Consider the following 22,411-nt stretch of genomic DNA (forward strand, 5'->3'; position numbering starts at 1 on the left):
GTATCCTCACCGCTCGATCAGCGCGATGCGCTTGTTGTACCAGTTCATCAGCAAGGAAATGCTGATGCTGATAGCGAGATAAACACTCATGGTGATCGCGATCACCTCGATGGCCTGGCCGGTCTGGTTGAGCACGGTACCGGCGAACAGCGAGACCATCTCCGGGTAACCGATACCGGCTGCCAGGGAGGAGTTCTTCGCCAGGTTCAGGTACTGGCTGGTCAGCGGCGGGATGATCACCCGCAGGGCCTGGGGAATGATCACCTTGCGCAGGGTCGGGCCCTCGCGCAGGCCGAGCGAACGGGCCGCTTCGGTCTGGCCGTGGCTGACCGACTTGATGCCGGAACGCACGATTTCGGCGATGAACGCCGCGGTGTAGATGGTCAGTGCCAGGGTCAGGGCCAGCAGCTCGGGAATCAGCACCCAGCCACCGACGAAGTTGAAGCCCTTGAGCTCAGGCACCGTCCAGTGCACGGGGCTGCCGAACAGCAGCGCACACACGGTAGGAATGCCGATGAACATGGCAAGGCCAACCCAGAACTTGTGGAACGGCACGCCGGTTTCATCGAAGCGCTTGTTGGCGTATCGCACCATCAGCGCGATGCCGACGATTGCCAGTACCACAGACACCACGAATGGCCAGAAGCCCTCGGCGGCGGAGGCGCCGGGCATGTTCAGGCCACGGTTGCTGATGAAGAACATGTCGTCGATGTTGATGCTGCCGCGTGGGCCGGGCAACGTCAGGAACACCGCGAAGTACCAGAAGAGGATTTGCAGCAGCGGCGGAATGTTGCGGAACACTTCCACATACACGGTCGCCAGCTTGTTGATCATCCAGTTGGACGACAGCCGGGCCACGCCGATGATGAAGCCGAGCAGGGTTGCCAGGACGATACCGATGAAGGTCACCAGCAAGGTATTGAGCAAGCCGATGACGAACACTCGCGCATAGCTGTTCGACTCCACGTAGGGAATCAGGTGCTGGGCGATGCCGAAGCCTGCGCTGCGCTCGAGGAAGTCGAAGCCGGAGGTGATGCCCCGGTGTTGCAGGTTGGTCTGGGTGTTATGGAACAGGTACCAGCCCAGACCGACCACGAACACCACCGTGATGATCTGGAACAACCACGCGCGCACACGTGGATCGCTCAGGGAAAACCCCTTACGTGCGCCGATTTGATTTTGCATGAAATGCCCCGGAAAAAAAGGGAGTGGAACGACCTGCGGCGGCCGGATGCCGCCGCAGGGGTGCAGCTATCAGCGCACCGGTGGTGCGTACTGGATGCCGCCGTTGTTCCACAGGGCGTTCAAGCCACGGTCGATCTGCAGCGGGGTGCTCTTGCCGAGGTTGCGCTCGAACATCTCACCGTAGTTGCCGACCTGCTTGACGATCTGCACTACCCAATCCTTCGGCAGTTTCAGGTCCTTGCCGTATTCGCCGTCAGCGCCGAGCAGACGAGCGTTGTCCGGGTTCTTGGTGGACTTGGCTTCAGCCTCGACGTTCTTCGAGGTGATGCCAGCCTCTTCGGCGTTCAGCATGGCGAACAGGGTCCACTTGACGATGGCGAACCACTCTTCGTCGCCTTTACGAACCACTGGGCCCAGAGGCTCCTTGGAGATGGTTTCAGGCAGTACGACGTAGTCGGTCGGCGCGGCCAGCTTGGAGCGCTGGGCGAACAGCTGCGACTTGTCCGAGGTCAGCACGTCGCAACGGCCCGATTCCAGCGACTTAGCGCTCTCGTCGGAGGTGTCGAAGGTGATCGGGGTGTACTTCAGGCCATTGGCGCGGAAGTAGTCGGACACGTTCAGCTCGGTGGTGGTACCGGCCTGGATGCACACGGTGGCGCCGTCCAGTTCCTTGGCGCTGGCAACGCCCAGCTTCTTGTTCACCAGGAAGCCGATGCCGTCGTAGTAGGTCACGCCGGCGAATACCAGGCCCATGCCCGAGTCACGGGAGCTGGTCCAGGTGGTGTTACGCGACAGCACGTCGACTTCGCCCGATTGCAGCGCGGTGAAGCGCTCCTTGGCGTTCAGCTGGCTGAACTTGACCTTGGTGGCATCGCCGAAGACGGCAGCTGCGACCGCACGGCAGACGTCAGCGTCGATACCGACGATGGTGCCCTTGGCATCCGGAACCGAGAAGCCCGGCAGGCCATCACTCACGCCGCACTGTACGAAGCCTTTTTTCTGTACTGCATCGAGGGTAGCGCCTGCTTGTGCTACACCGACGGAGCCCAGGGCGGCGGCAGCGGTCAGAGCCGCCAGAGTGGTTTTCAACATCTTCATCTACAACCTCCAAATCGCTCTTGTTGTACCGAGCCGGAATTGCACCGCACCCTTATGAGGCGCATCCGACCCTTGTTGGCTTGTTTTTGGGTCAATTGGCGCAATGAGCTGTTCTATGACAGCCTGTCTATCAGCAGAAGGGTGTTACCGTTAAGGAGTCTTCCCGTCGCCTGCCAGGACATATAGCAATCCGCGTACCACAGTGGCCTGATTAAGCGTTAAAGCATTCGTCAAGTAGGTAAAGTTGCAGCGTTGCGACATCTTCTTGTGACATCACCCTGCTATCGCCTTTTTTTGATGCACGCCCTTGGCGCGCGCGCACACTTTCGGAGCAGTCATGACCCACCCATTGATTCTCGAGCCCCAGACCACCGCTGACGCCTGTGTGATCTGGCTGCACGGCCTGGGCGCCGACCGTTACGACTTCCTGCCGGTGGCCGAATTCATGCAGGAACGCTTGAGCAGTACACGTTTCGTGATGCCACAGGCCCCCACTCGTGCGGTAACGATCAATGGCGGCTATGCGATGCCCAGCTGGTACGACATCAAGGCCATGACGCCGGCCCGGGCCATCGACGAGGCGCAACTGGAGGAATCGGCCGAACAGGTCATCGGCCTGATAAAGGCCGAACAGGCCAAGGGCATCTGCCTGTCGCGCATCATCCTGGCCGGGTTCTCCCAAGGCGGCGCGGTGGTGCTGCACACCGCCTATATAAAGTGGCAGGAAGCACTGGGCGGGGTGATCGCCCTGTCGACCTACGCCCCGACCTTCAGCGACAACCACCAGCTCAGCGCCTGCCAGCAACGTACCCCGGCCCTGTGCCTGCATGGCGTGCATGACCCGGTGGTGATCCCGTCGATGGGCCGCACCGCCTTCGAACACCTGAACACCTGGGGGGTCGCCGCGCGCTGGCACGAATACCCCATGGAGCACGAGGTGGTAGTGGAAGAGCTGAGCGATATCCACGACTGGCTGAGCAAGCAACTGCAATAAGCCGAGTCTGCTTGTAGTTGTGGGCGCTTTCCGCTACGCCGCGCCTGAATCTTGCATTACACTGCCCGGCGTACATTCCTTAACCAGTTGACGAGACGATCGTGCTCAAGGCACTCAAGAAAATATTCGGCAAGGGAGACGCCGCGCCTCAGGCCGTCGAGCCCGCCACCTCCGTGATTGCGCCCGCGCAGCCTGCGCCCTCGAAGCCCAGACCGCCCCGCAAGCCCAAGCCTGCCAGCGAAGCGCGGGCCGAGCAGCCCCCCCAGGCCGAGCCGCGCAGCGAACAGCCACCTCGGGAAAAGCCGCGCCGCGCGCCCAAACCCAAGCCCCAGGCCAGCCTGTGGAAGCTCGAGGATTTTGTGGTCGAACCCCAGGAAGGCAAGGCCCGCTTCCATGACTTCAAGCTCTCCAACGAGCTGATGCATGCCATCCACGACCTCGGTTTCCCTTACTGCACGCCGATCCAGGCCCAAGTGATGGGGTATACCCTGCGCGGCCAGGATGCCATCGGCCGAGCCCAGACCGGCACCGGCAAGACCGCTGCGTTCCTGATCTCGATCATTTCCCAGTTGCAGCAGGTGCCGCCGCCCAAGGAGCGCTACATGGGCGAACCAAGGGCACTGATCATCGCCCCCACCCGTGAGCTGGTGGTACAGATCGCCAAGGACGCCGCAGCCCTGACCAAGTACAGCGGCCTGAACGTGATGACCTTCGTCGGCGGCATGGACTTCGACAAGCAGCTCAAGGCCCTGGAGTCGCGCCACTGCGACATCCTGGTCGCCACCCCGGGCCGCCTGCTGGACTTCCACCAGCGCGGTGAAGTGCACCTGGACATGGTCGAGGTGATGGTGCTGGACGAAGCCGACCGCATGCTCGACATGGGCTTCATCCCCCAGGTACGCCAGATCATCCGCCAGACCCCACCCAAGAGCGAGCGCCAGACCCTGCTGTTCTCGGCCACCTTCACCGACGATGTGATGAACCTGGCCAAGCAGTGGACCACCAACCCGGCCATCGTCGAGATCGAGCCGGAGAACGTGGCCAGCGAAACGGTCGAGCAGCACGTGTATGCGGTGGCCGGCAGCGACAAGTACAAGCTGCTGTACAACCTGGTGACCCAGAACAAGTGGGAACGGGTGATGGTGTTCGCCAACCGCAAGGACGAAGTGCGGCGCATCGAGGAAAGGCTAGTGCGCGACGGCATCAACGCTGCGCAACTGTCGGGCGACGTGCCGCAGCACAAGCGCATTCGTACCCTGGAGAACTTCCGTGAAGGGCGTATCACCGTGCTGGTGGCGACCGACGTGGCAGGCCGCGGCATCCATATCGACGGCATCAGCCATGTGATCAACTTCACCCTGCCGGAAGACCCGGACGACTACGTGCACCGCATCGGCCGTACTGGGCGGGCGGGCACCAGCGGCGTGTCGATCAGCTTTGCGGGCGAGGATGACTCGTACCAGCTGCCAGCGATCGAGGAACTGCTGGGTCGCAAGATCAAGTGCGAGATGCCGCCGGACGAGCTGTTGAAGCCGGTGCCGCGCAAGCAGCATTGACGCATGCCTGTTTGGGCCGCCCTGCGGCCCAACTCACCTTTGGACCACCCTACCAGCGCCCCGCCGCCTCCTGGTCGCTCTGCCTGCCTTCCACCCAGCGCGGCCCCGCCTCGGTGTTTTCCTTCTTCCAGAACGGCGCCCGGGTCTTCAAGTAATCCATGATGAAGTTGCAGGCATCGAACGCCGCCTGCCGATGAGCGCTGGCCACGCCGACGAACACGATCGGCTCCCCCGGCTCCAGCGCACCAATACGATGCACCACCTCGACCTTGAGCAACAGCCAGCGCTGCTCGGCCTCGACCACGATCTTGGCCAATGCCTTTTCGGTCATGCCCGGGTAGTGCTCGAGGAACATCCCCGCCACTTCATGGCCGTCGTTGAAGTCGCGCACATAACCGACGAAGCCGACCACCGCACCCACCCCGACATTGGCGGCATGCATCGCATTCACCTCGAAACCTGGGTCGAACGCCTGCTGCTGAACGCGCACGCCCATGCTCAACCCCCGGTCACCGGCGGGAAGAACGCGACCTCATCGCCCTCCTCCACCGGCTCGTCGAGCTTGCACAGCTCTTCATTGCGCGCGCACATCAGGTTCTGCTCGGCCAGCACCTGGTAGTCCCCCCCCTTGGCGACCAACGCCCGACGCACATCGTCGAGCACGCTGAAATCACCTTCGAGGCGCTCGCTGTCGAGCCCCAGCAGTTCGCGATAACGCGCGAAGTACAGTGCCTTGACCTTCATGGCGCCACCGCCTTGAAGTCGCCGCTCTTGCCACCGGTCTTCTCCAGCAGGCGCACCTGCTCGATCACCATGCCCTTGTCGACGGCCTTGCACATGTCGTAGATCGTCAGCGCCGCGACGCTGGCGGCGGTCAGCGCCTCCATTTCCACGCCGGTCTGCCCGGCCAGCTTGCAGCGGGCAAGGATATGCACCACGTCATCGCCCTCGCCAGCCAGCTCCACCTTGACGCTGGTGAGCATCAGCGGGTGGCACAGCGGGATCAGGTCGCTGGTCTTCTTCGCCGCCTGGATACCGGCGATACGCGCCACCGCGAACACGTCACCCTTGGGGTGTTCGCCGTCGACGATCATGCGCAAGGTCTGCGGCAACATGCGCACCCGCGCCTCGGCCACCGCTTCGCGCGCGGTCACGGCCTTTTCAGTGACGTCGACCATGTTGGCGCGCCCCTGGGAATCGAGATGAGTCAGCACTGCTTTGCTCCTGGGTAGGGAGCCATGAGTGTAAACCTGGTGGTCAGCTTTCCGTAGCGAAAAAACCGACACGAACCGGTGAACAAGCCGGGCGGCGAACCGCCCGGCATCGGCAGGCTACATATGCGACTCGGCGTACTCGGCCAGCACCGAGCGTGGCACACCTTGCAGGGTGATGTGCACGCCGTGGGGGAAGTCCTTGAAGCGCTCGGAGAGGTAGGTCAGGCCGGAGCTGGTGGCGGACAGGTAAGGGGTGTCGATCTGCGCCAGGTTGCCCAGGCAGACCACCTTGGAGCCGGAACCTGCACGGGTGATGATGGTTTTCATCTGGTGCGGGGTGAGGTTCTGGCATTCGTCGATCAGGATCAGGCTCTGCTGGAAGCTGCGACCGCGAATGTAGTTCAGCGACTTGAACTGCAACGGTACCCTTTCGAGGATGTACTCGACGCTGCCATGGGTGCTTTCGTCATCCATGTGCAAGGCTTCGAGGTTGTCGGTGATTGCCCCCAGCCAAGGCTCCATTTTCTCCGCCTCGGTGCCCGGCAGGAAGCCGATCTCCTGGTCCAGCCCCTGCACGCTGCGGGTGGCGATGATGCGCCGGTAGCGCTTGCTGACCATGGTCTGCTCGATGGCTGCGGCCAGCGCCAGGATGGTCTTGCCCGAGCCCGCCGCGCCGGTCAGGTTGACCAGGTGGATATCTGGGTCGAGCAGCGCGAACAGCGCCAGGCTCTGGTGGATGTCGCGTGGCTTCAGGCCCCAGGCCTCCTGGTGCAGCAGCGGCTCCTGGTGCAGGTCGAGCAGCAGCAGCTCGTTCTCGCGCACGCCCTTGACCCAACCAACGAAGCCTTGCTCATCGATGATGAACTCATTGATGTGCACCGCAGGCAGGTTGTCGCTCAGTTGCACCCGGTGCCAGGTACGGCCCCGCTCCTGGCGCGTGTCGACCTTGCTCACGCGGTCCCAGAAGGAGCCGGTGACCGAGTGGTAGCCCTTGGAAAGCAGCGAGACGTCATCGACCAGCTGGTCGGTGCTGTAGTCCTCGGCGGCGATCCCGCAGGCCCGCGCCTTCAGGCGCATGTTGATGTCCTTGGTGACCAGCACGACGTCCAGGTCAGCCCGCCTGGCGCGCAGCTCCAGCAGTTGGTTGATGATGATGTTGTCGTTGAGGTCTTCCGGCAGCAGCCGGTTGGGTTCGTTGCGCGGGCTCATCAGGATCGACAGGAAACCCTTGGGCCCGCTCTTGCCACGCTGGATCGGCACGCCCTGTTCGACGTCATGGGGCGAGGCGTCGCCCAGGGTCTGGTCGATCAGGCGGATGGCCTGGCGACATTCGGCGGCGATGGTGTGTTTACCGGTCTTGAGCTTGTCGAGTTCCTCCAGCACCGTCATCGGTATGGCGACGTGGTGCTCCTCGAAGTTGAGCAAAGCGTTGGGGTCGTGAATCAGGACATTGGTATCGAGCACATACAGGATTGGCTGGGTGGAGGAAGGGTTGCGTCCTTGGTCATCCATACTCGGTCACCTTATGTGAAAGCTACACGGCGCGTACTGCTGCGCCGCAGAGTGACCGCCGTTCTCCCCGTATCCGCGTCGTTACGGGCGGGGAGCGCACCTGGCAAGGAGGGCCTGGATGACGCCACCTGTGCTGCAGGAATCGGCTGTCTGGCTTCTTCATACCGCAAAAAGCATGACGGAAAAAAGACTTTTTACGCTCAGGTGAAGTTTATTTTTCCGATTGACGAAACCCTCTTGGCGACGGGGTGACAGAGGTCTACAGTCAGTAGTGGACCCCAGCCATTCGCCCCTCCTGCGCCGCCCTACAAGCGGGCGCGCGCATACTCCTGGCAATCCTCCCAGCCAATGCCACTCTGTCCGGTGTGCTGCAACAGCCACTCCAGCGCGGGTTGCGCCTTGGGCAGGCCATCGTGGAACTGGATCACGCCCTTGCGCCACAACAGCATCAGGGTCAGCACCCGCTGGGCCGACTGCTCGGCCGTCAGCGTGCCGTCGTCTTCTGCATCTATATCCCACAGCGAAACCTGCAGCCCTTGCGCCGCCATGAAGGCCTCGCCGTCGGCGCGACGCTGGCCGTAGGGCGGGCGGAACAGCGGCACGTACTGCTCCGGCAACAGCGCCTGCAACTGCGCCTGGCTACGGCGCAGCGAATCCTGCCAACCCTGCCACTGGGCGTGGGAGCGGTATTCCCAGCCCTGGGTGCCCACGCACTGCCCGGCGTACAACGCATCCACCGGCCCGGCGTCACGCCGCTGCTGCAAGCGCGTACCGAGCACGAAGAAGGTGCTGGAGAGCTTCTGCCTTCGCAGGTACTCGGCGATCGCGTCGGTGCTGGCAGCCGAGGGGCCACCGGCGAACGTCAGCAGGAACATCCGATCGTTCAGTTCATCGCCACTGCGCTCGCGCGTCGACAGACGCTCCACCTCGCTACTGGTTTGTGGAAACAGTGCCGCCTTGCGCAGTTGTTCGTTCAAGTAACGTACGTGGAACTGGTGGCTGGGCTCAATCCACCCTGTATAAAACGTGCCGACATCCGCTGCGAACGTGGCGGCTTTCATACGCAAATCAGCCATCGATTCCACCGGGTAGCAGAACGACGCATCCTGCTCGCAACTGCGCTGCGCCTGCTGGTACCCCTCCCACAACCGCTGCCACATCCGCGCACGCACGGCACGCACCGTCGACAGGTTGATCTGCCGCATTTGCAGGCGCGCGGTCAGTGCCTGCTGGTCGAGCATTTCGCTTTCGTGCAGCACCTGGGCGAACGACAGGATCTCCGCCCGCGAGGCAACATCGAACAGCGCCGGGCTGTCGAGCTGCTCAGGCCAGTGGCTGCGGTCGAAGCTGGCAATGGCAGGCGGGGCGGCATGGGCCGCCAGGCTGAACAAACCGGCCAGCAGGGCAAAGGCGATGCGCACGTTGGGCTCTCCCGATGAACAGACGCGCACTATAGCCGATGGTTTGTAGCTATCGTCGGCATAGTTTGGCCTTGGCCCCCGCGCCCCGTAGAATCCCCCGACGATTCCAGGAGCCGACCCGATGCTGACGGTGATATCCCCCGCCAAGACCCTCGACTATGACACCCCGCCGGTAACCCCGCGCTTCACCCAGCCTCAGTACCTGGACGACTCGCTGGTACTGATCACCCAGCTGCGGGAAATGTCGCCCGCGCAGATCGCCGAGCTGATGCACCTGTCCGACAAGCTCGCGGGCCTGAATGCGGCGCGCTTCGGCAGCTGGACCCCGGATTTCACCCCGGCCAACGCCAAACAGGCGCTGCTGGCGTTCAAAGGTGACGTCTACACCGGCCTCGACGCCCAGAGCCTGGGCGAGGACGACTTCAGCTACGCCCAGGACCACCTGCGCATGCTCTCGGGCCTTTACGGCCTGCTGCGCCCGCTGGACCTGATGCAGCCCTACCGCCTGGAAATGGGCACCAAGCTGGCCAACGCCCGCGGCAAGGACCTGTACGCCTTCTGGGGCACGCGCATCAGCGAATGGCTGAACCAGGCCCTGGCGGCCCAGGGTGACGACATCCTGCTCAACCTGGCCAGCAACGAGTACTTCAGTGCAGTGAAGAAAAGCGCCCTGAAGGCCCGGGTAATCGATGTCGATTTCAAGGACCAGAAGAACGGCCAGTACAAGATCATCAGCTTCTACGCCAAGAAAGCCCGCGGGCTGATGAGCCGCTTCGTGATCCAGGAGCGCATCGCCGACCCCGAGCGCCTCAAGCAGTTCGACGTGCAGGGCTACTACTACAGCCCGGAGCAGTCCAAGCCGGATCACTTGGTATTCCTGCGCGATCATCCGCTCGGCTGATCGACACATCACCTGTAGGAGCGGGCTTGCCCGCGAAGAATTCACCGCGGTGAATGGCCAGGGCTTCGCCCTGGTTCGCGGGCAAGCCCGCTCCTACAGCCCCCGCAAAAGCCAAAATTACGACGCCAATAATTCGACGAACCTGGCTTTATCGCGAAACGCCATAAGACCGTTCGTAGTTTTTTGACGAATTTTGAAAAATATTTTGGCGTGATGGCATAAAAATATCGCCTTGCATTTTCGCCCTTTATATATCGGGGTGAAACCGCTCCGTGCCATCAGTTTGAAAGTATTTATCACTGAAAAAATATTTAGAAATCTTTCATCCCCGGTGAACTGAGCCAGGAACTTCTGCTAGCGGGCATCGCTCATAGCACCCGTAACGATTCTTGAATGTGCGACGTGAGAGATGACTTACAGATGACAAACAGGCAGGTATCCACCGCCTGCCCATTAAACTTCGACAGCCACTTCGGTATCCCCGAACGGCCTGTCCATGAAGGAGAGACGCGCCCCTAAATATCGTCCTAGTGGTTGATTTCAAAGGGTTTATCCAATTGAAAGAACAAGCACAGCAACGCGCCAAGTAGCGTGATGCATTAAAGACGGCTGCATTTCAGGGCACGCCTTTTAATTATTGGTTTTTGACTGCCATCTTTGAGAGCACAACTTTGTGCGCTCCGGATTCGTTCATGCCTGCGTTCGGTGAAGTGTGCTTTCGCCACGGCACTGTGCGCCCAAAAACAGCTGGTAAATCAACCCGGTCCGGTTCTTCGGAAGAATCGGCGTGATAAACACACGAGGTGAATGCGATGCGTATCAGCATCTTTGGTTTGGGTTACGTCGGTGCAGTCTGTGCAGGTTGCCTGTCGGCACGAGGCCATGAAGTGATTGGTGTGGATGTGTCCACCACCAAGATCGACCTGATCAACCAGGGCAAGTCGCCCATCGTCGAACCCGGCCTCGAAGCGCTGCTGCAACAGGGCATCGCCAATGGCCGCCTGCGTGGCACCACCGACTTCGCCGAGGCCATCCGCGCCAGCGACGTGTCGATGATCTGCGTCGGCACCCCGAGCAAGAAGAACGGCGACCTGGGCCTGGAGTACATCGAGTCGGTGTGCCGCGAAATCGGCTACGTGCTGCGCGACACCGACCGCCGCCACACCGTCGTGGTACGCAGCACCGTGCTGCCAGGCACCGTGAAGAACGTGGTCATTCCAATCCTCGAAGACTGCTCGGGCAAGAAGGCCGGCGTCGACTTCGGCGTGGCGGTCAACCCCGAGTTCCTGCGCGAAAGCACTGCGATCAAGGACTACGACCACCCGCCGATGACCGTCATCGGTGAACTGGACACCGCCAGCGGCGACGTGCTGCAGGCAATCTACGAAGAACTCGACGCCCCGGTCATCCGCAAGCCCGTCGAAGTGGCCGAGATGATCAAGTACACCTGCAACGTGTGGCACGCCACCAAGGTCACCTTCGCCAACGAGATCGGCAACATCGCCAAGGCCGTCGGCGTCGATGGCCGCGAAGTGATGGACGTGGTCTGCCAGGACAAGGTGCTCAACCTGTCGCAGTACTACATGCGCCCAGGCTTCGCCTTCGGCGGCTCGTGCCTGCCCAAGGACGTGCGCGCCCTCACCTACCGCGCCGCCAGCCTCGACGTGAAGGCACCGCTGCTCGACTCGCTGATGCGCAGCAACGAATCGCAGGTGCAGAACGCCTTCGACATCATCGAAGGCCACGACAAGCGCAAGGTCGCGCTGCTGGGCCTGTCGTTCAAGGCCGGCACCGACGACCTGCGTGAAAGCCCGCTGGTGGAACTGGCCGAGCGCCTGATCGGCAAGGGCTACCAGCTGGAGATCTACGACCAGAACGTCGAGTACGCCCGCGTACACGGCGCCAACAAGGACTACATCGAGTCGAAGATCCCCCACGTCTCCTCCTTGCTCAGCGCCGACTTCCACCAGGTGGTCGACAACGCCGAGATCATCGTCCTGGGCAACCGCGACGAGCAGTTCCGCGCCCTCGCCCAGCAGGCGCCGGACGGCAAGCAGGTGATCGACCTGGTCGGCTTCATGAGCAAGCCCACCAGCACCACCAGCCGCACCGAAGGCATCTGCTGGTAAGCCAGCCTGACGCGGGGCCGCACGGCCCCGCACTTCCTGATTCTTGCGACGGATGCTGAACATGCAAAGGCTCCAGACAGTGCTGTTGCAGTGCGCCGGTTGGCTGACCTACATGAGCCTGCTCATGCTGATCGCCCTGGCCCTGCCCAGCGACATCTTCGACTCGCAGTCGAAGCACTTCATCTTCCTGGTCGGTGCTGTCGGCATCTGGCGCTACTCCATGGGCGCCACCCATTTCATCCGCGGCATGATCTTCCTGTACGGCGTGTACCCCTACCTGCGCAACAAGGTGCGCAAGCTGGGCAAGGCGGCAGACCCGTCGCACGTGTACCTGATGGTCACCAGCTTTCGCATCGAGGCGCTGACCACCGCCCAGGTGTACAGCTCGGTGATTCGCGAGGCGATCGCCTGCGGCTACCCCACCACCGTGGTCTGCTCGCTGGTGGAGATGTCCGATGAGCTGCTGGTGAAAAGCCTGTGGGCCAAGTACAACCCGCCCGAGCACGTCACCCTGGACATCGTGCGCATCGCCGGTACCGGCAAGCGTGACGGCCTGGCCTATGGTTTCCGCGCCATCTCGCGGATGCTGCCGGACGAGAACGCCGTGGTAGCGGTGATCGACGGCGACACCGTGCTGGAAGAAGGCGTGGTCCGCAAGACCGTGCCGTGGTTCAAGCTCTACCCCAACGTCGGTGGCCTGACCACCAACGAATTCTGCGAAGTGCGCGGCAGCTACGTGATGAGCGAGTGGCACAAGCTGCGCTTCGCCCAGCGCCACATCAACATGTGCTCCATGGCCCTGTCCAAGCGCGTGCTGACCATGACCGGGCGCATGTCGATGTTCCGCGCAAGCGTGGTGACCAACCCCGAGTTCATCGCCGACGTGGAAAGCGACTCGCTGATGCACTGGCGCCTGGGCCGCTTCAAGTTCCTCACCGGCGACGACAAGTCCAGCTGGTTCAGCCTGATGCGCCTGGGCTACGACACCTTCTACGTGCCCGATGCCGCGATCAACACGGTCGAGCACCCGCCGGAGAAGAGTTTCGTCAAGGCCAGCCGCAAGCTGATGTACCGCTGGTACGGCAACAACCTGCGGCAGAACTCCCGCGCGCTGGGGCTGGGCATCAAGCGCCTGGGCCTGTTCACCACCATCGTGCTGCTCGACCAACGCGTGTCGATGTGGACCAGCCTGCTGGGCCTGACCGTGGCGATCATCGCCAGCTTCAAGTTCGGCATGGGCTTCTTGCTGGCCTACCTGCTGTGGATCGGCATCACCCGGCTGATCCTCACCATCATGCTGTTGTGCTCGGGCCACAACGTCGGCCCTGCCTACCCGCTGATCCTCTATTACAACCAGATCGTTGGCGCGGTGATGAAGATCTACGTGTTCTTCCGCCTCGACAAACAGTCCTGGACTCGCCAGCCCACTGCCCTCAAACGTGACCTCGCAAGCTTTCAACAATGGTTCAACACCTGGTCTTCTCGGACCATGACCTTCTCGGCCGCCAGCATCTTCGTGGCTGTGCTGTTCATGGTCGTTTGAGCCCAACCCGGAACGGATCCAACAGGAAAAACATCACCATGAATACCGCCGTGAACGTCAACGTTGTGCATGAGTCCGAAGCCCAGCGCCAGCACGCCCGGGTGCGCATCCCAGCCAAGCTGCGTTTCCTCGACGAGGACCGCCAGCCCCATGATGTGAAAGTCGACGACCTCTCCGCCGGTGGCCTGTCGTTCCATGCCAAGAAGGCCCTGCCGGTCGGCGAAGTGGTGCGCGGCCGCCTGCAGTTCGTGGTCGACAACCTGGGTCTGTCGATGGACGTCGAGTTCCTGGTGCGGGTCAGCAACCCGGAAACCGGCCGCACCGGTGCCGAGTTCCAGAACCTCGAACCGCGCGACATCGCCACCCTGCGCCACATCATCACTGCGCACCTTTCCGGCGAGCTGATCAGCGTGGGCGATGTGCTCAGCACCTTGCAGCGCGAGAACTTCACCAAGGCGCGCAAGCAGAAGGACGCAGGCTCCGGCCAGTCGGCATTCGCCCGCCTGCGTGCAGTGACCGTGAGCCTGGGTGTGTTCGTGGTCGGTATCGCCGCCTTCGGCTTCGTCGCCAAGTCGCTGTACGGCCTGTACTTCGTCAGCCATGCCGAAGCCGGCGTGGTCGCGGTGCCCACCAGCAACGTCACCATGCCCCGCGACGGCAGTGTGCAGAGCCTGGTGCAAGTTGGCGCGCAGGTGACCAAGGGCGCGCCGCTGGCGACCTTCGACACCAGCATGCTCGACCTGCTCAAAGGCCACCTGGACGACTCGCAGCTGGAACCGGCCAAGGTCGAGGAACTGTTCGGCAAGCAACTCTCCGGCACCCTCACCAGCCCCTGCGACTGCGTGGTCGGACGCCAGCTGGTAGACGACGGCCAGTACGCCAGCAAGGGCCAGCCAGTGTTCCAGCTGATCCCGCGTACCACCAACCCGATGGTCGAGGCGCGCTTCAGCTACCGCCAGTTCGACGAGGTCAAGCCAGGTACCCGGGTCAACTTCCAGGTCGCCGGCGAAGACGCAGTACGCACCGGGCAGATCGTCAGCAGCACCAGCCTGGACAACGACAACCTGGCCGCCGACCTGCGCGTGCAGATCAAGCCTGACGAAAGCCTGCCGGCAGAACTGGCCGGGCGCCCGGCATCGGTCAACAGCGACCGTGGCCCGTCGCTGAACTGGCTGATCGACAAAGCCGTGGCCCGTGGCCTCTAAGGAGACCGGACGATGATCGCCAACAAGCACACCGCCGCCCTAGGGCTCTGTGCCCTGGCCGCCGCCATCACCCTGGCCGGTTGCGCCGGCCTGCCCGACCAGCGCCTGGCCAACGAAGCCTTGAAGCGTGGCGACACCGCCACCGCCGAGGCCAACTACCGCGCCCTGGCCGACTTGGGCTACAGCGAAGCCCAGGTGGGCCTGGCCGATATCCAGGTGGCCACCCGCGACCCGGCCCAGCTCAAGCAGGCCGAGGCCACCTACCGTGAAGCGGCGGCCACCTCGTCGCGTGCCCAGGCGCGCCTTGGCCGCTTGCTGGTGGCCAAGCCCGACAGCACCCAGGCCGAACGCGAAGAAGCCGAGACCCTGCTCAAGCTCGCCGCCAAGCAGGGCGAAGGCAACACCCTGATCCCCCTGGCGATGCTCTACCTGCAATATCCGCAGAGCTTCCCCAAGGTCAATGCGCAGCAGCAGATCGACCAGTGGCGCGCCGCCGGCAACCCCGAGGCGGGCCTGGCCCAGGTACTGCTGTACCGCACCCAGGGCACCTACGACCAGAACCTGGGCGAGGTGGAGAAGATCTGCAAGGCCGCACTGACCACCACCGATATCTGCTACGTCGAGCTAGCCACCGTCTACCAGAAGCGCGCCCAGCCCGACCAGCAGGCCGCCCTGCTCGAGCAGCTCAAGTCCGCCTATGCCCGTGGCACGGTGCCGGCCACCCGGGTCGACAGCGTCGCCCGCGTGCTGGCCGACCGCAGCCTCGGCCAGACCGACGAGAAAACCGCCAAGGACCTGCTCGAACAGGTCGCCCCGGCCAACCCAGCCTCCTGGGTCAGCCTGGCGCAACTGCTGTACGACTTCCCCGAGCTGGGCGACACCGACCAGCTACTGGCCTATATCGACAAGGGCCGCGAAGCCGAGCTGCCGCGCGCCGAGCTGTTGCTGGGCCGCCTGTACTACGAAGGCAAGACCCTGCCCGCCGACGCCAAGAAGGCCGAACAGCACCTGGACGCCGCCGCCGATGCCGGCGAAATCAGCGCCCACTACTACCTCGGCCAGCTGTACCGCCGTGGCTACCTGGGCAACGTCGAGCCGCAGAAGGCCGTCGACCACCTGCTCAGCGCCGCCCGTGGTGGCCAGCTCAGCGCCGACTACGCCCTGGCCCAGCTGTACAGCGAAGGCCATGGCATCCGCCAGAACACCGGCAACGCCTGGGTGTTCGCGCAGCTGGCGCAGGTCAACCCGACCCCGCAGTCCAGCGAGCTGCTGCAACAGCTCGACCAGCAACTCACGCCACAGCAGCGCAGCCAAGCCCAGCAGTTGCTGGCGCAGGAGCGCCGCGCGCGCGCCGGGATGATCCAGGGCAATGGCAGCATCCTGGCCCTGGAAGCCCTGCAAGACGATGAAGAAGCCGTAGACGCCGAGGATTCGCTATGACGCTAAACCCCTTCGTGAAAGCCGGTATTGGCCTGGGCTTCGCCCTGCTGTGGGCCTGTCCGACCCTGGCGCAGGAAACCGCGACGAAGAACTTCGGCCTGGACATCAAGATCACCGGCCAGTCCGAAGACGACCGCGACCTGGGCACCCGCTCCGGCGGCGACGTCAGCGGCCTGGGCCTGGACCTGCGCCCCTGGGTATACGGCGAGCGTGGCAACTGGAACGCCTATGCCATGGGCCAGGCGGTGGCCGCCACCGACATCATCGAGACCGACACCCTGCGCCAGTCCGACGACGGCAGCACCATCGACAATGGCGACGACAGCCGCAAGCCGGACAAAAGCTACCTGGCCATGCGCGAGTTCTGGGTCGGCTACCAAGGCCTGACCCCCTACCCGGGCGAGTACCTGCGCTTCGGTCGCCAGCGCCTGCGCAGCGACGACGGCATGTGGCGCGACACCAACATCGAGGCGCTGAACTGGACCTTCGACACCACCCTGCTCAAGGCCGACCTGGGCGTGGCCCAGCGCTTCAGCGAGTACCGCACCGACCTCACCGAACTGGCCCCCGAAGACGAAGACCGCACCCACGTCTACGGCAACGTCGCCACCCAGTGGACGCCTGGGCATTGGCTCGGCCTGCGCGCCCACCACACCCATGACAGCGGTAGCCTGAAGAACCCCGGCGAAACCGTCGACGCCCTCGACAAGACCCGCACCGGCGACCTCACCTGGCTGGGCCTTGAAGCCAACAGCGACGCCTACAACTGGCGCAATAACCATACCGTCAACTACTGGGGCAGCGTGACCTGGCTGACCGGCGACCGCGACCGCCTCACCAGCCAGACCGTGGGCAACGAACAAGTCGCCGTCGGCAAACAGAGCGGCGACGTCAATGCCTGGGCCACCGACCTCGGCGTGCGCCTGCGCCTGAACCCGCAGTGGCAAGTCGGCGCGGCCTACGCCCGCGGCAGTGGCGGCGGTGGCGACGACGGCTCGAGCAACTTCGAGCAGACCGGCCTTGAGAGCAACCGCTCCAACTTCACCGGCACCCGCTCTCGCGTGCACCGCTTCGGCGAAGCCTTCCGAGGCGAGCTGGGCAACCTGCAGGCGGCCACCCTGTTCGCCTCGTGGCAGCTGCGCGAGGACTACGACGCCAGCTTCGTCTACCACAAGTTCTGGCGTGTCGACGGCAACCAGAACATCGGCTCCAGCGGCATCAACGCGGTGGTCAACGACGATGGCATCAACCGTCCGCTGATCAACGGCGAGAAAGACCTGGGCCAGGAAATGGACGTGGTCGTCACCAAGTACTTCAAGCAAGGCCTGCTGCCGGCCTCGCTGAGCCAATCGATCGACGAGCCATCGGCACTGGTACGCCTGCGCGCCGGGGTGTTCAAGCCGGGCGATGCCTATGGCAACGAGGCCGACTCGTACATGCACCGCGCCTTCGTCGACGTGATCTGGCGCTACTGAGGCCCACACCATGAACCTGCACCCGAACCTTCGTCACAGCCTGCTCGCCAGCGCCCTGCTGCTGGCCGGCGGCCTGGCCACCGCCGCCGAGCCGCCCGCCACCACCAAGGACCTGCAGCACGCCAAGACCTACACCATCTCAAGCCCGCCGGCCGAGCCGCTGCACCTGGACCCGCCGAAGCTGCCCGACCTGAGCGGCTACACCGCTGAAGCCGTGCAGAAGAAGATCGACCGCTCACGCAAGGGCAAGGTCAGCGTACGCCGCATGCTCCAGGAGCAGAACCTCAAGGAGTTCATCGGCGGCGACAACAAGGGCGCCGAGTGGGTCAAACGCCAGCACGGCATTCCCCAGGCGATCTTCGTCGACAACGGGCATGTGGACTTCGTCGAACTGAGCAAGCAGGTGCCCAAGCAGTACCTGCGTGAAACTGCCCCCGGCGTGTACCTGGCGCGCCTGCCGATCGTGGTCGGCGAAAAGGGCGTGCTGGAGATCAACGGCAAGGTCAAGGAGTTGCGCCTGTCCGAGGAAAGCGGCTCGTTCCTGGTCAACGACGGCAAGCTGTTCGTTACCGACACCCGGGTGATCGGCTGGCGCGAGCAGGCCAACGGCCCGGCCACCTTCCGCAAGCCCGACGAGTTCCGCCCGTTCCTGCTCAGCTGGGGCGGCACCGAGACCTACATCGTCAACAGCACCATGGCCAACTTCGGCTACGCCAAGTCCAAGTCGTATGGCGTGAGCATCTCCCAGTACACGCCGAACATGGTCAAGCAGATGGGCCGTGGCGAGCCGACCGGCTGGATCATCGGCTCGGAATTCGCCGACATGTGGTACGGCTTCTACTGCTACGAAACCCAGGACTTCGTGATCAAGGACTCGACCTACCGCGACAACATCGTCTACGGCATCGACCCCCACGACCGCTCGCACCGTTTGATCATCGCCGGCAACACCGTGTTCGGCACCAAGAAGAAGCACGGCATCATCGTCTCGCGCGAGGTCAACGACAGCTGGATCTTCAACAACAAGAGCTATGACAACAAGCTCTCGGGCGTGGTGATCGACCGTAACAGCGTCAACAACCTGATCGCCTACAACGAGATCTACCGCAACCACACCGACGGCATCACCTTGTACGAGAGCGGTAACAACCTGATCTGGGGCAACAAGGTCATCAACAACCGTCGCCACGGCATCCGCGTGCGCAACAGCGTGAACATCCGCCTGTACGAGAACGTCGCCATGGCCAACGGCCTGGTCGGGGTGTACGGGCATATCAAGGACCTCAGCAACACCGACCGCGACATTGCCCTGGACCCGTTCGACGCCGAGGTGTCGCTGATCATCGTCGGCGGCGAGTTGTCGGCCAACGGCTCTGCCCCGCTGTCGATCGACGCGCCACTGTCGGTGGAGCTGTACAAGGTCGCCATGCTCGCCCCGACCAAATCCAGCGGCCTGAGCCTCAACGGCGTGCTTGGCGATCGCCAGGCGGAAATTCTCGACCTGCTGGTGCGCCAGCAGAAGCCCGTGCTGATCGACCCGGTCGAAACCCAAGCCGAAATGATCGACTAAGGAAGCCCCGACCATGACCCCACACCTGATGAAACTGCTCGGCCTGTCCGCCGCCCTCCTGGCCATCAGCCAGGGCGTGCGCGCCGAAGACGTGCAGCCGCCGAGCTTCACCGCCGAGCCTTGCTGCCAGCTGTGCCCGGCCGCCCACGACGCCAGCCGCTACACCACCCGCTACCAGCAGAACTTCACCACCCTGGTGCAAGCCCAGGGCGACTGGCTGTTCCGTACCCAGGAAGACCTGCGCACCGAGTTCGACACCACCGCGCTGGGCTACAAGCGCCTGCAACAAGTGCACGACGCCTTCAAGAAACGCGGCGTGGAACTGGTGGTGGTTTACCAGCCGACCCGCGGCCTGGTGAACCGCAACATGCTCAACCCCCAGGAAAAGGCCGCGTTCAACTACCAAAAGGCCCTGGGCAACTACCAGGCCATGCTCCAGCGCTTCGCCAAGATGGGCTACAACGTGCCCGACCTCTCGCCGCTGACCAACGAGCAACTGGCCGCCGCCGACCAGGGCAAGGACTTCTACTTCCGCGGCGACCAGCACTGGACGCCCTATGGCGCCGAGCGCGCCGCGAAGATCGTGGCCGAAACCGTGCACGGCATGCCAGCGTTCGAGGGCATTGCCCGCAAGGAATTCGAAACCCACAAGTCTGGGCGCATGGGCAAGACCGGCACCCTGCACAACGTCGCCGGCCAACTGTGCAATACCAGCTATGCGGTGCAGTACATGGACCAGTTCGCCACCGAGCCCAAGGGCGCAGCGGGCGGCGACGACCTGTTCGGCGATGGCGGCAACGCGCAGATCACCCTCGTGGGCACCAGCCACAGCGGCAAGAACTACAACTTCTCGGGCTTCTTGCAGCAGTACATCGGCGCCGACGTGCTCAACGTCGCCTTCCCCGGTGGCGGCCTGGAAGGCTCGATGATCCAGTACCTGGGTAGCGAGGAGTTCCAGAACAACCCACCGAAGATCCTTATCTGGGAGTTCTCGCCGCTGTATCGCCTGGACCAGGAAACCATCTGGCGGCAGATCCTCGCCCTGCTCGACGACGGCTGCGAAGGCCGCCCGGCGCAGATGACCGCCAGCACCACGCTCAAGCCGGGCATCAACGAACTGATGATCAACGGCAAGGGTGGGGTCATCAAGGACCTGACCAACCGCAACCACCAGATCGACATCAAGTTCGAAGACACCTCGGTCAAGGTGCTGCAAGCCAAGCTCTGGTACCTGAACGGGCGCCACGAAAACATCAAGATCGAGAAACCGGAAACCTCCGAGACCGATGGGCGCTTTGTCTTCCAGATGCGCGAAGACGAGGACTGGGCCAGCCAGAACCTGCTGGCGCTGGAAGTACAGGGCCCGGAAAGCGGCACCCAGAAGGTCGAGGCCAAGCTCTGCAAACGCAACAACTTCGCCGGCGATGCGCGTAACACCGCACAAGTCGGCCAGTGAGGCGACCATGACTGTATTAGCACGCAAGACCGCACCCGCCCTGCTCGCCCTCGCCCTGTTCGGCGGGGCGGCGCAGGCCGCGCTGGTGCCGCCCCAGGGCTACTACGCCGGAATCGAAAAGCTCAAGACCGGCGAGGGTAACTTCAGCTGCGAGGCTGCCCCCAAGCCTTACACCGGCTCGCTGCAATTTCGCAGCAAGTACGAAGGCTCGGACAAGGCCCGGGCGACGCTCAACGTCGCCTCGGAAAAAGCCTTCCGCGACTCCACCGCCGACATCACTACCCTCGAGCGCGGCGTGAGCAAGATGGTCGGCCAGTACCTGCGCGACGGCCGCCCGGCCCAGCTCGACTGCGTGCTGACCTGGCTCGACACCTGGGCCAAGGCCGATGCGTTGTTGTCCACCGACTACAACCACACCGGCAAGTCGATGCGCAAATGGGCGCTGGGCAGCATGAGCGGCGCGTGGCTGCGCCTGAAGTTCTCCAACTCACAACCCCTGGCCGCGCACCAGGCCGAGGCCGAAGCCATCGAGAAATGGTTCGCCCGCCTGGCCGAGCAAACCGTGCGCGACTGGAGCGACCTGCCGCTGGAGAAAATCAACAACCACAGCTACTGGGCCGCCTGGTCGGTGATGGCCACCGCCGTGGCCACCGACCGACGCGACCTGTTCGACTGGGCGGTGAAGGAATACCGGGTAGGCGTGAACCAGGTCGACGACCAAGGCTTCCTGCCCAACGAGATCAAGCGCAAGCAACGCGCCCTGGCCTACCACAACTACGCCCTGCCGCCGCTGGCGATGATCGCAAGCTTCGCCCAGGTGAATGGCGTGGACCTGCGCAAGGACAACAACTTCGCCCTGCAACGCCTGGGCGAAGGCGTGCTGGCCGGCGCCCGCGACCCCAGCCAGTTCGCCCGCCGCGCCGGGCAGAAGCAAGACATGGACGACCTCAAGGTCGACAGCAAGTACGCCTGGCTGGAGCCGTGGTGCGCGCTGTACCAATGCGTGGGCGACACCCAGCAACGCAAGCATGAGATGCAGCCGTTCAACAGCTTCCGGTTGGGCGGCGACGTGACCCGGGTGTACGACCCAAACGTGCAAAGCAAGAAATAGAAAACCCTGTAGGAGCGGGCTTGCCCGCGAATGCGTCAGCAGGTTCAGCACCGTTGCCCAGTCGGGCGCATTCGCGGGCAAGCCCGCTCCCACAGGGACCGAGGTGACCTTCCATGTTTCATGGGGGGTTTGGGGGGCGCTGTGCCCTGGATGCTGTACTAACAAGGAGAACCGGGATGGTCTTCTCGTCCAACGTGTTCCTGTTCCTGTTCCTGCCGGTTTTCCTCGGCTTGTACTACATAAGCGGGAACCGCTATCGCAACCTGCTGTTGCTGATCGCCAGCTACATCTTCTACGCCTGGTGGCGGGTGGACTTCCTCGCCCTGTTCGCCGGCGTCACCCTGTGGAACTACTGGATCGGCCTGAAAGTCGGCGCCGCCGGCGTGCGCACCAAGCCTGCCCAGCGCTGGCTGCTGCTGGGCGTGGGCGTTGACCTGGCGATCCTGGGCTACTTCAAGTACGCCAACTTCGGCGTCGACAGCATGAACGCGATCATCACCTCGTTCGGCCTGGACCCGTTCATCCTCACCCACGTGCTGCTGCCGATCGGCATCTCGTTCTACATCTTCGAGTCGATCAGCTACATCATCGACGTGTACCG

The 22,411-nt window shown here is 63.4% G+C and carries 18 protein-coding genes and 1 pseudogene; 12 read left to right on the plus strand and 7 right to left on the minus strand.

Going from position 1 to position 22,411, the window contains the following annotated elements:
* Positions 1-6: 6 nt before the first annotated feature.
* Both ACQKPE_RS13825 and ACQKPE_RS13830 read right to left on the minus strand, forming a co-directional pair.
* A complete protein-coding gene (locus ACQKPE_RS13825; protein ID WP_427666637.1) occupies positions 7-1,185 on the minus strand; it encodes an amino acid ABC transporter permease in 1,179 nt (392 codons plus the stop codon).
* 69 nt (positions 1,186-1,254) lie between these two features.
* Positions 1,255-2,283 carry an amino acid ABC transporter substrate-binding protein gene (locus ACQKPE_RS13830; RefSeq protein ID WP_427666638.1) on the minus strand — a complete coding sequence of 343 codons (1,029 nt, stop codon included), beginning with the start codon at positions 2,281-2,283 and terminating at the stop codon, positions 1,255-1,257.
* Between the two features lie 337 nt (positions 2,284-2,620).
* On the opposite strand from ACQKPE_RS13830, the gene ACQKPE_RS13835 reads away from it, so the two are divergent.
* Entirely contained in the window at positions 2,621-3,277 is a 657-nt protein-coding gene (locus tag ACQKPE_RS13835) for an alpha/beta hydrolase (protein WP_427666640.1), read from the plus strand.
* Between the two features lie 101 nt (positions 3,278-3,378).
* Positions 3,379-4,833 carry an ATP-dependent RNA helicase RhlB gene (rhlB, locus tag ACQKPE_RS13840; RefSeq protein WP_427666642.1) on the plus strand — a complete coding sequence of 485 codons (1,455 nt, stop codon included), beginning with the start codon at positions 3,379-3,381 and terminating at the stop codon, positions 4,831-4,833.
* 49 nt (positions 4,834-4,882) lie between these two features.
* Here the strand turns inward: rhlB and moaE are convergent, their stop codons facing one another.
* The 5 genes from moaE to ACQKPE_RS13865 form a co-directional block, all read right to left on the minus strand.
* Entirely contained in the window at positions 4,883-5,329 is a 447-nt protein-coding gene (gene moaE, locus ACQKPE_RS13845) for a molybdopterin synthase catalytic subunit MoaE (protein ID WP_427666644.1), read from the minus strand.
* 2 nt (positions 5,330-5,331) lie between these two features.
* Entirely contained in the window at positions 5,332-5,577 is a 246-nt protein-coding gene (locus tag ACQKPE_RS13850; protein ID WP_427666645.1) for a MoaD/ThiS family protein, read from the minus strand.
* Positions 5,574-6,047: a cyclic pyranopterin monophosphate synthase MoaC gene (moaC, locus tag ACQKPE_RS13855; RefSeq protein ID WP_427666647.1), complete on the minus strand. Its 474-nt coding sequence runs from the start codon at positions 6,045-6,047 to the stop codon at positions 5,574-5,576. The genes ACQKPE_RS13850 and moaC overlap by 4 nt, the downstream gene beginning before the upstream one ends.
* Before the next feature lie 117 nt (positions 6,048-6,164).
* Complete coding sequence (locus tag ACQKPE_RS13860; protein ID WP_427666649.1) at positions 6,165-7,559, minus strand: PhoH family protein; 1,395 nt, start codon at positions 7,557-7,559, stop codon at positions 6,165-6,167.
* Positions 7,560-7,864: 305 nt separating this feature from the next.
* Positions 7,865-8,980 (minus strand): polysaccharide deacetylase family protein, encoded by a 1,116-nt coding sequence (locus ACQKPE_RS13865; protein WP_427666651.1) that lies wholly within the window; start codon positions 8,978-8,980, stop codon positions 7,865-7,867.
* Positions 8,981-9,101: 121 nt separating this feature from the next.
* On the opposite strand from ACQKPE_RS13865, the gene yaaA reads away from it, so the two are divergent.
* The 10 genes and pseudogenes from yaaA to ACQKPE_RS13915 form a co-directional block, all read left to right on the plus strand.
* Positions 9,102-9,881: a peroxide stress protein YaaA gene (yaaA, locus tag ACQKPE_RS13870; protein ID WP_427666653.1), complete on the plus strand. Its 780-nt coding sequence runs from the start codon at positions 9,102-9,104 to the stop codon at positions 9,879-9,881.
* A gap of 812 nt (positions 9,882-10,693) precedes the next feature.
* On the plus strand, positions 10,694-12,010 hold the full coding sequence (locus tag ACQKPE_RS13875) for a nucleotide sugar dehydrogenase (RefSeq protein WP_427666655.1): 1,317 nt from the start codon (positions 10,694-10,696) through the stop codon (positions 12,008-12,010).
* Between the two features lie 61 nt (positions 12,011-12,071).
* Positions 12,072-13,553 (plus strand): glycosyltransferase family 2 protein, encoded by a 1,482-nt coding sequence (locus tag ACQKPE_RS13880; protein WP_427666657.1) that lies wholly within the window; start codon positions 12,072-12,074, stop codon positions 13,551-13,553.
* Between the two features lie 38 nt (positions 13,554-13,591).
* The gene (locus ACQKPE_RS13885; protein ID WP_427666659.1) at positions 13,592-14,758 is read left to right on the plus strand and encodes a PilZ domain-containing protein; all 1,167 of its coding nucleotides are present in this window, start codon (positions 13,592-13,594) and stop codon (positions 14,756-14,758) included.
* Between the two features lie 12 nt (positions 14,759-14,770).
* Positions 14,771-16,198: an alginate biosynthesis TPR repeat lipoprotein AlgK gene (algK, locus tag ACQKPE_RS13890; RefSeq protein WP_427666661.1), complete on the plus strand. Its 1,428-nt coding sequence runs from the start codon at positions 14,771-14,773 to the stop codon at positions 16,196-16,198.
* Positions 16,195-17,673: an alginate export family protein gene (locus ACQKPE_RS13895; protein ID WP_427666663.1), complete on the plus strand. Its 1,479-nt coding sequence runs from the start codon at positions 16,195-16,197 to the stop codon at positions 17,671-17,673. The genes algK and ACQKPE_RS13895 overlap by 4 nt, the downstream gene beginning before the upstream one ends.
* Before the next feature lie 10 nt (positions 17,674-17,683).
* The gene (gene algG, locus ACQKPE_RS13900; protein WP_427666664.1) at positions 17,684-19,243 is read left to right on the plus strand and encodes a mannuronan 5-epimerase AlgG; all 1,560 of its coding nucleotides are present in this window, start codon (positions 17,684-17,686) and stop codon (positions 19,241-19,243) included.
* Positions 19,244-19,256: 13 nt separating this feature from the next.
* Complete coding sequence (locus tag ACQKPE_RS13905) at positions 19,257-20,699, plus strand: alginate O-acetyltransferase (RefSeq protein ID WP_427666665.1); 1,443 nt, start codon at positions 19,257-19,259, stop codon at positions 20,697-20,699.
* Positions 20,700-20,706: 7 nt separating this feature from the next.
* Positions 20,707-21,810 (plus strand): mannuronate-specific alginate lyase, encoded by a 1,104-nt coding sequence (locus ACQKPE_RS13910; protein WP_427666667.1) that lies wholly within the window; start codon positions 20,707-20,709, stop codon positions 21,808-21,810.
* A 176-nt stretch (positions 21,811-21,986) separates the two neighbouring features.
* Positions 21,987-22,411, plus strand: a pseudogene (locus ACQKPE_RS13915) (MBOAT family O-acyltransferase); the annotation flags it as partial.

The organism is Pseudomonas sp. NPDC089554, from assembly GCF_050280645.1.
Lineage (GTDB): Bacteria > Pseudomonadota > Gammaproteobacteria > Pseudomonadales > Pseudomonadaceae > Aquipseudomonas.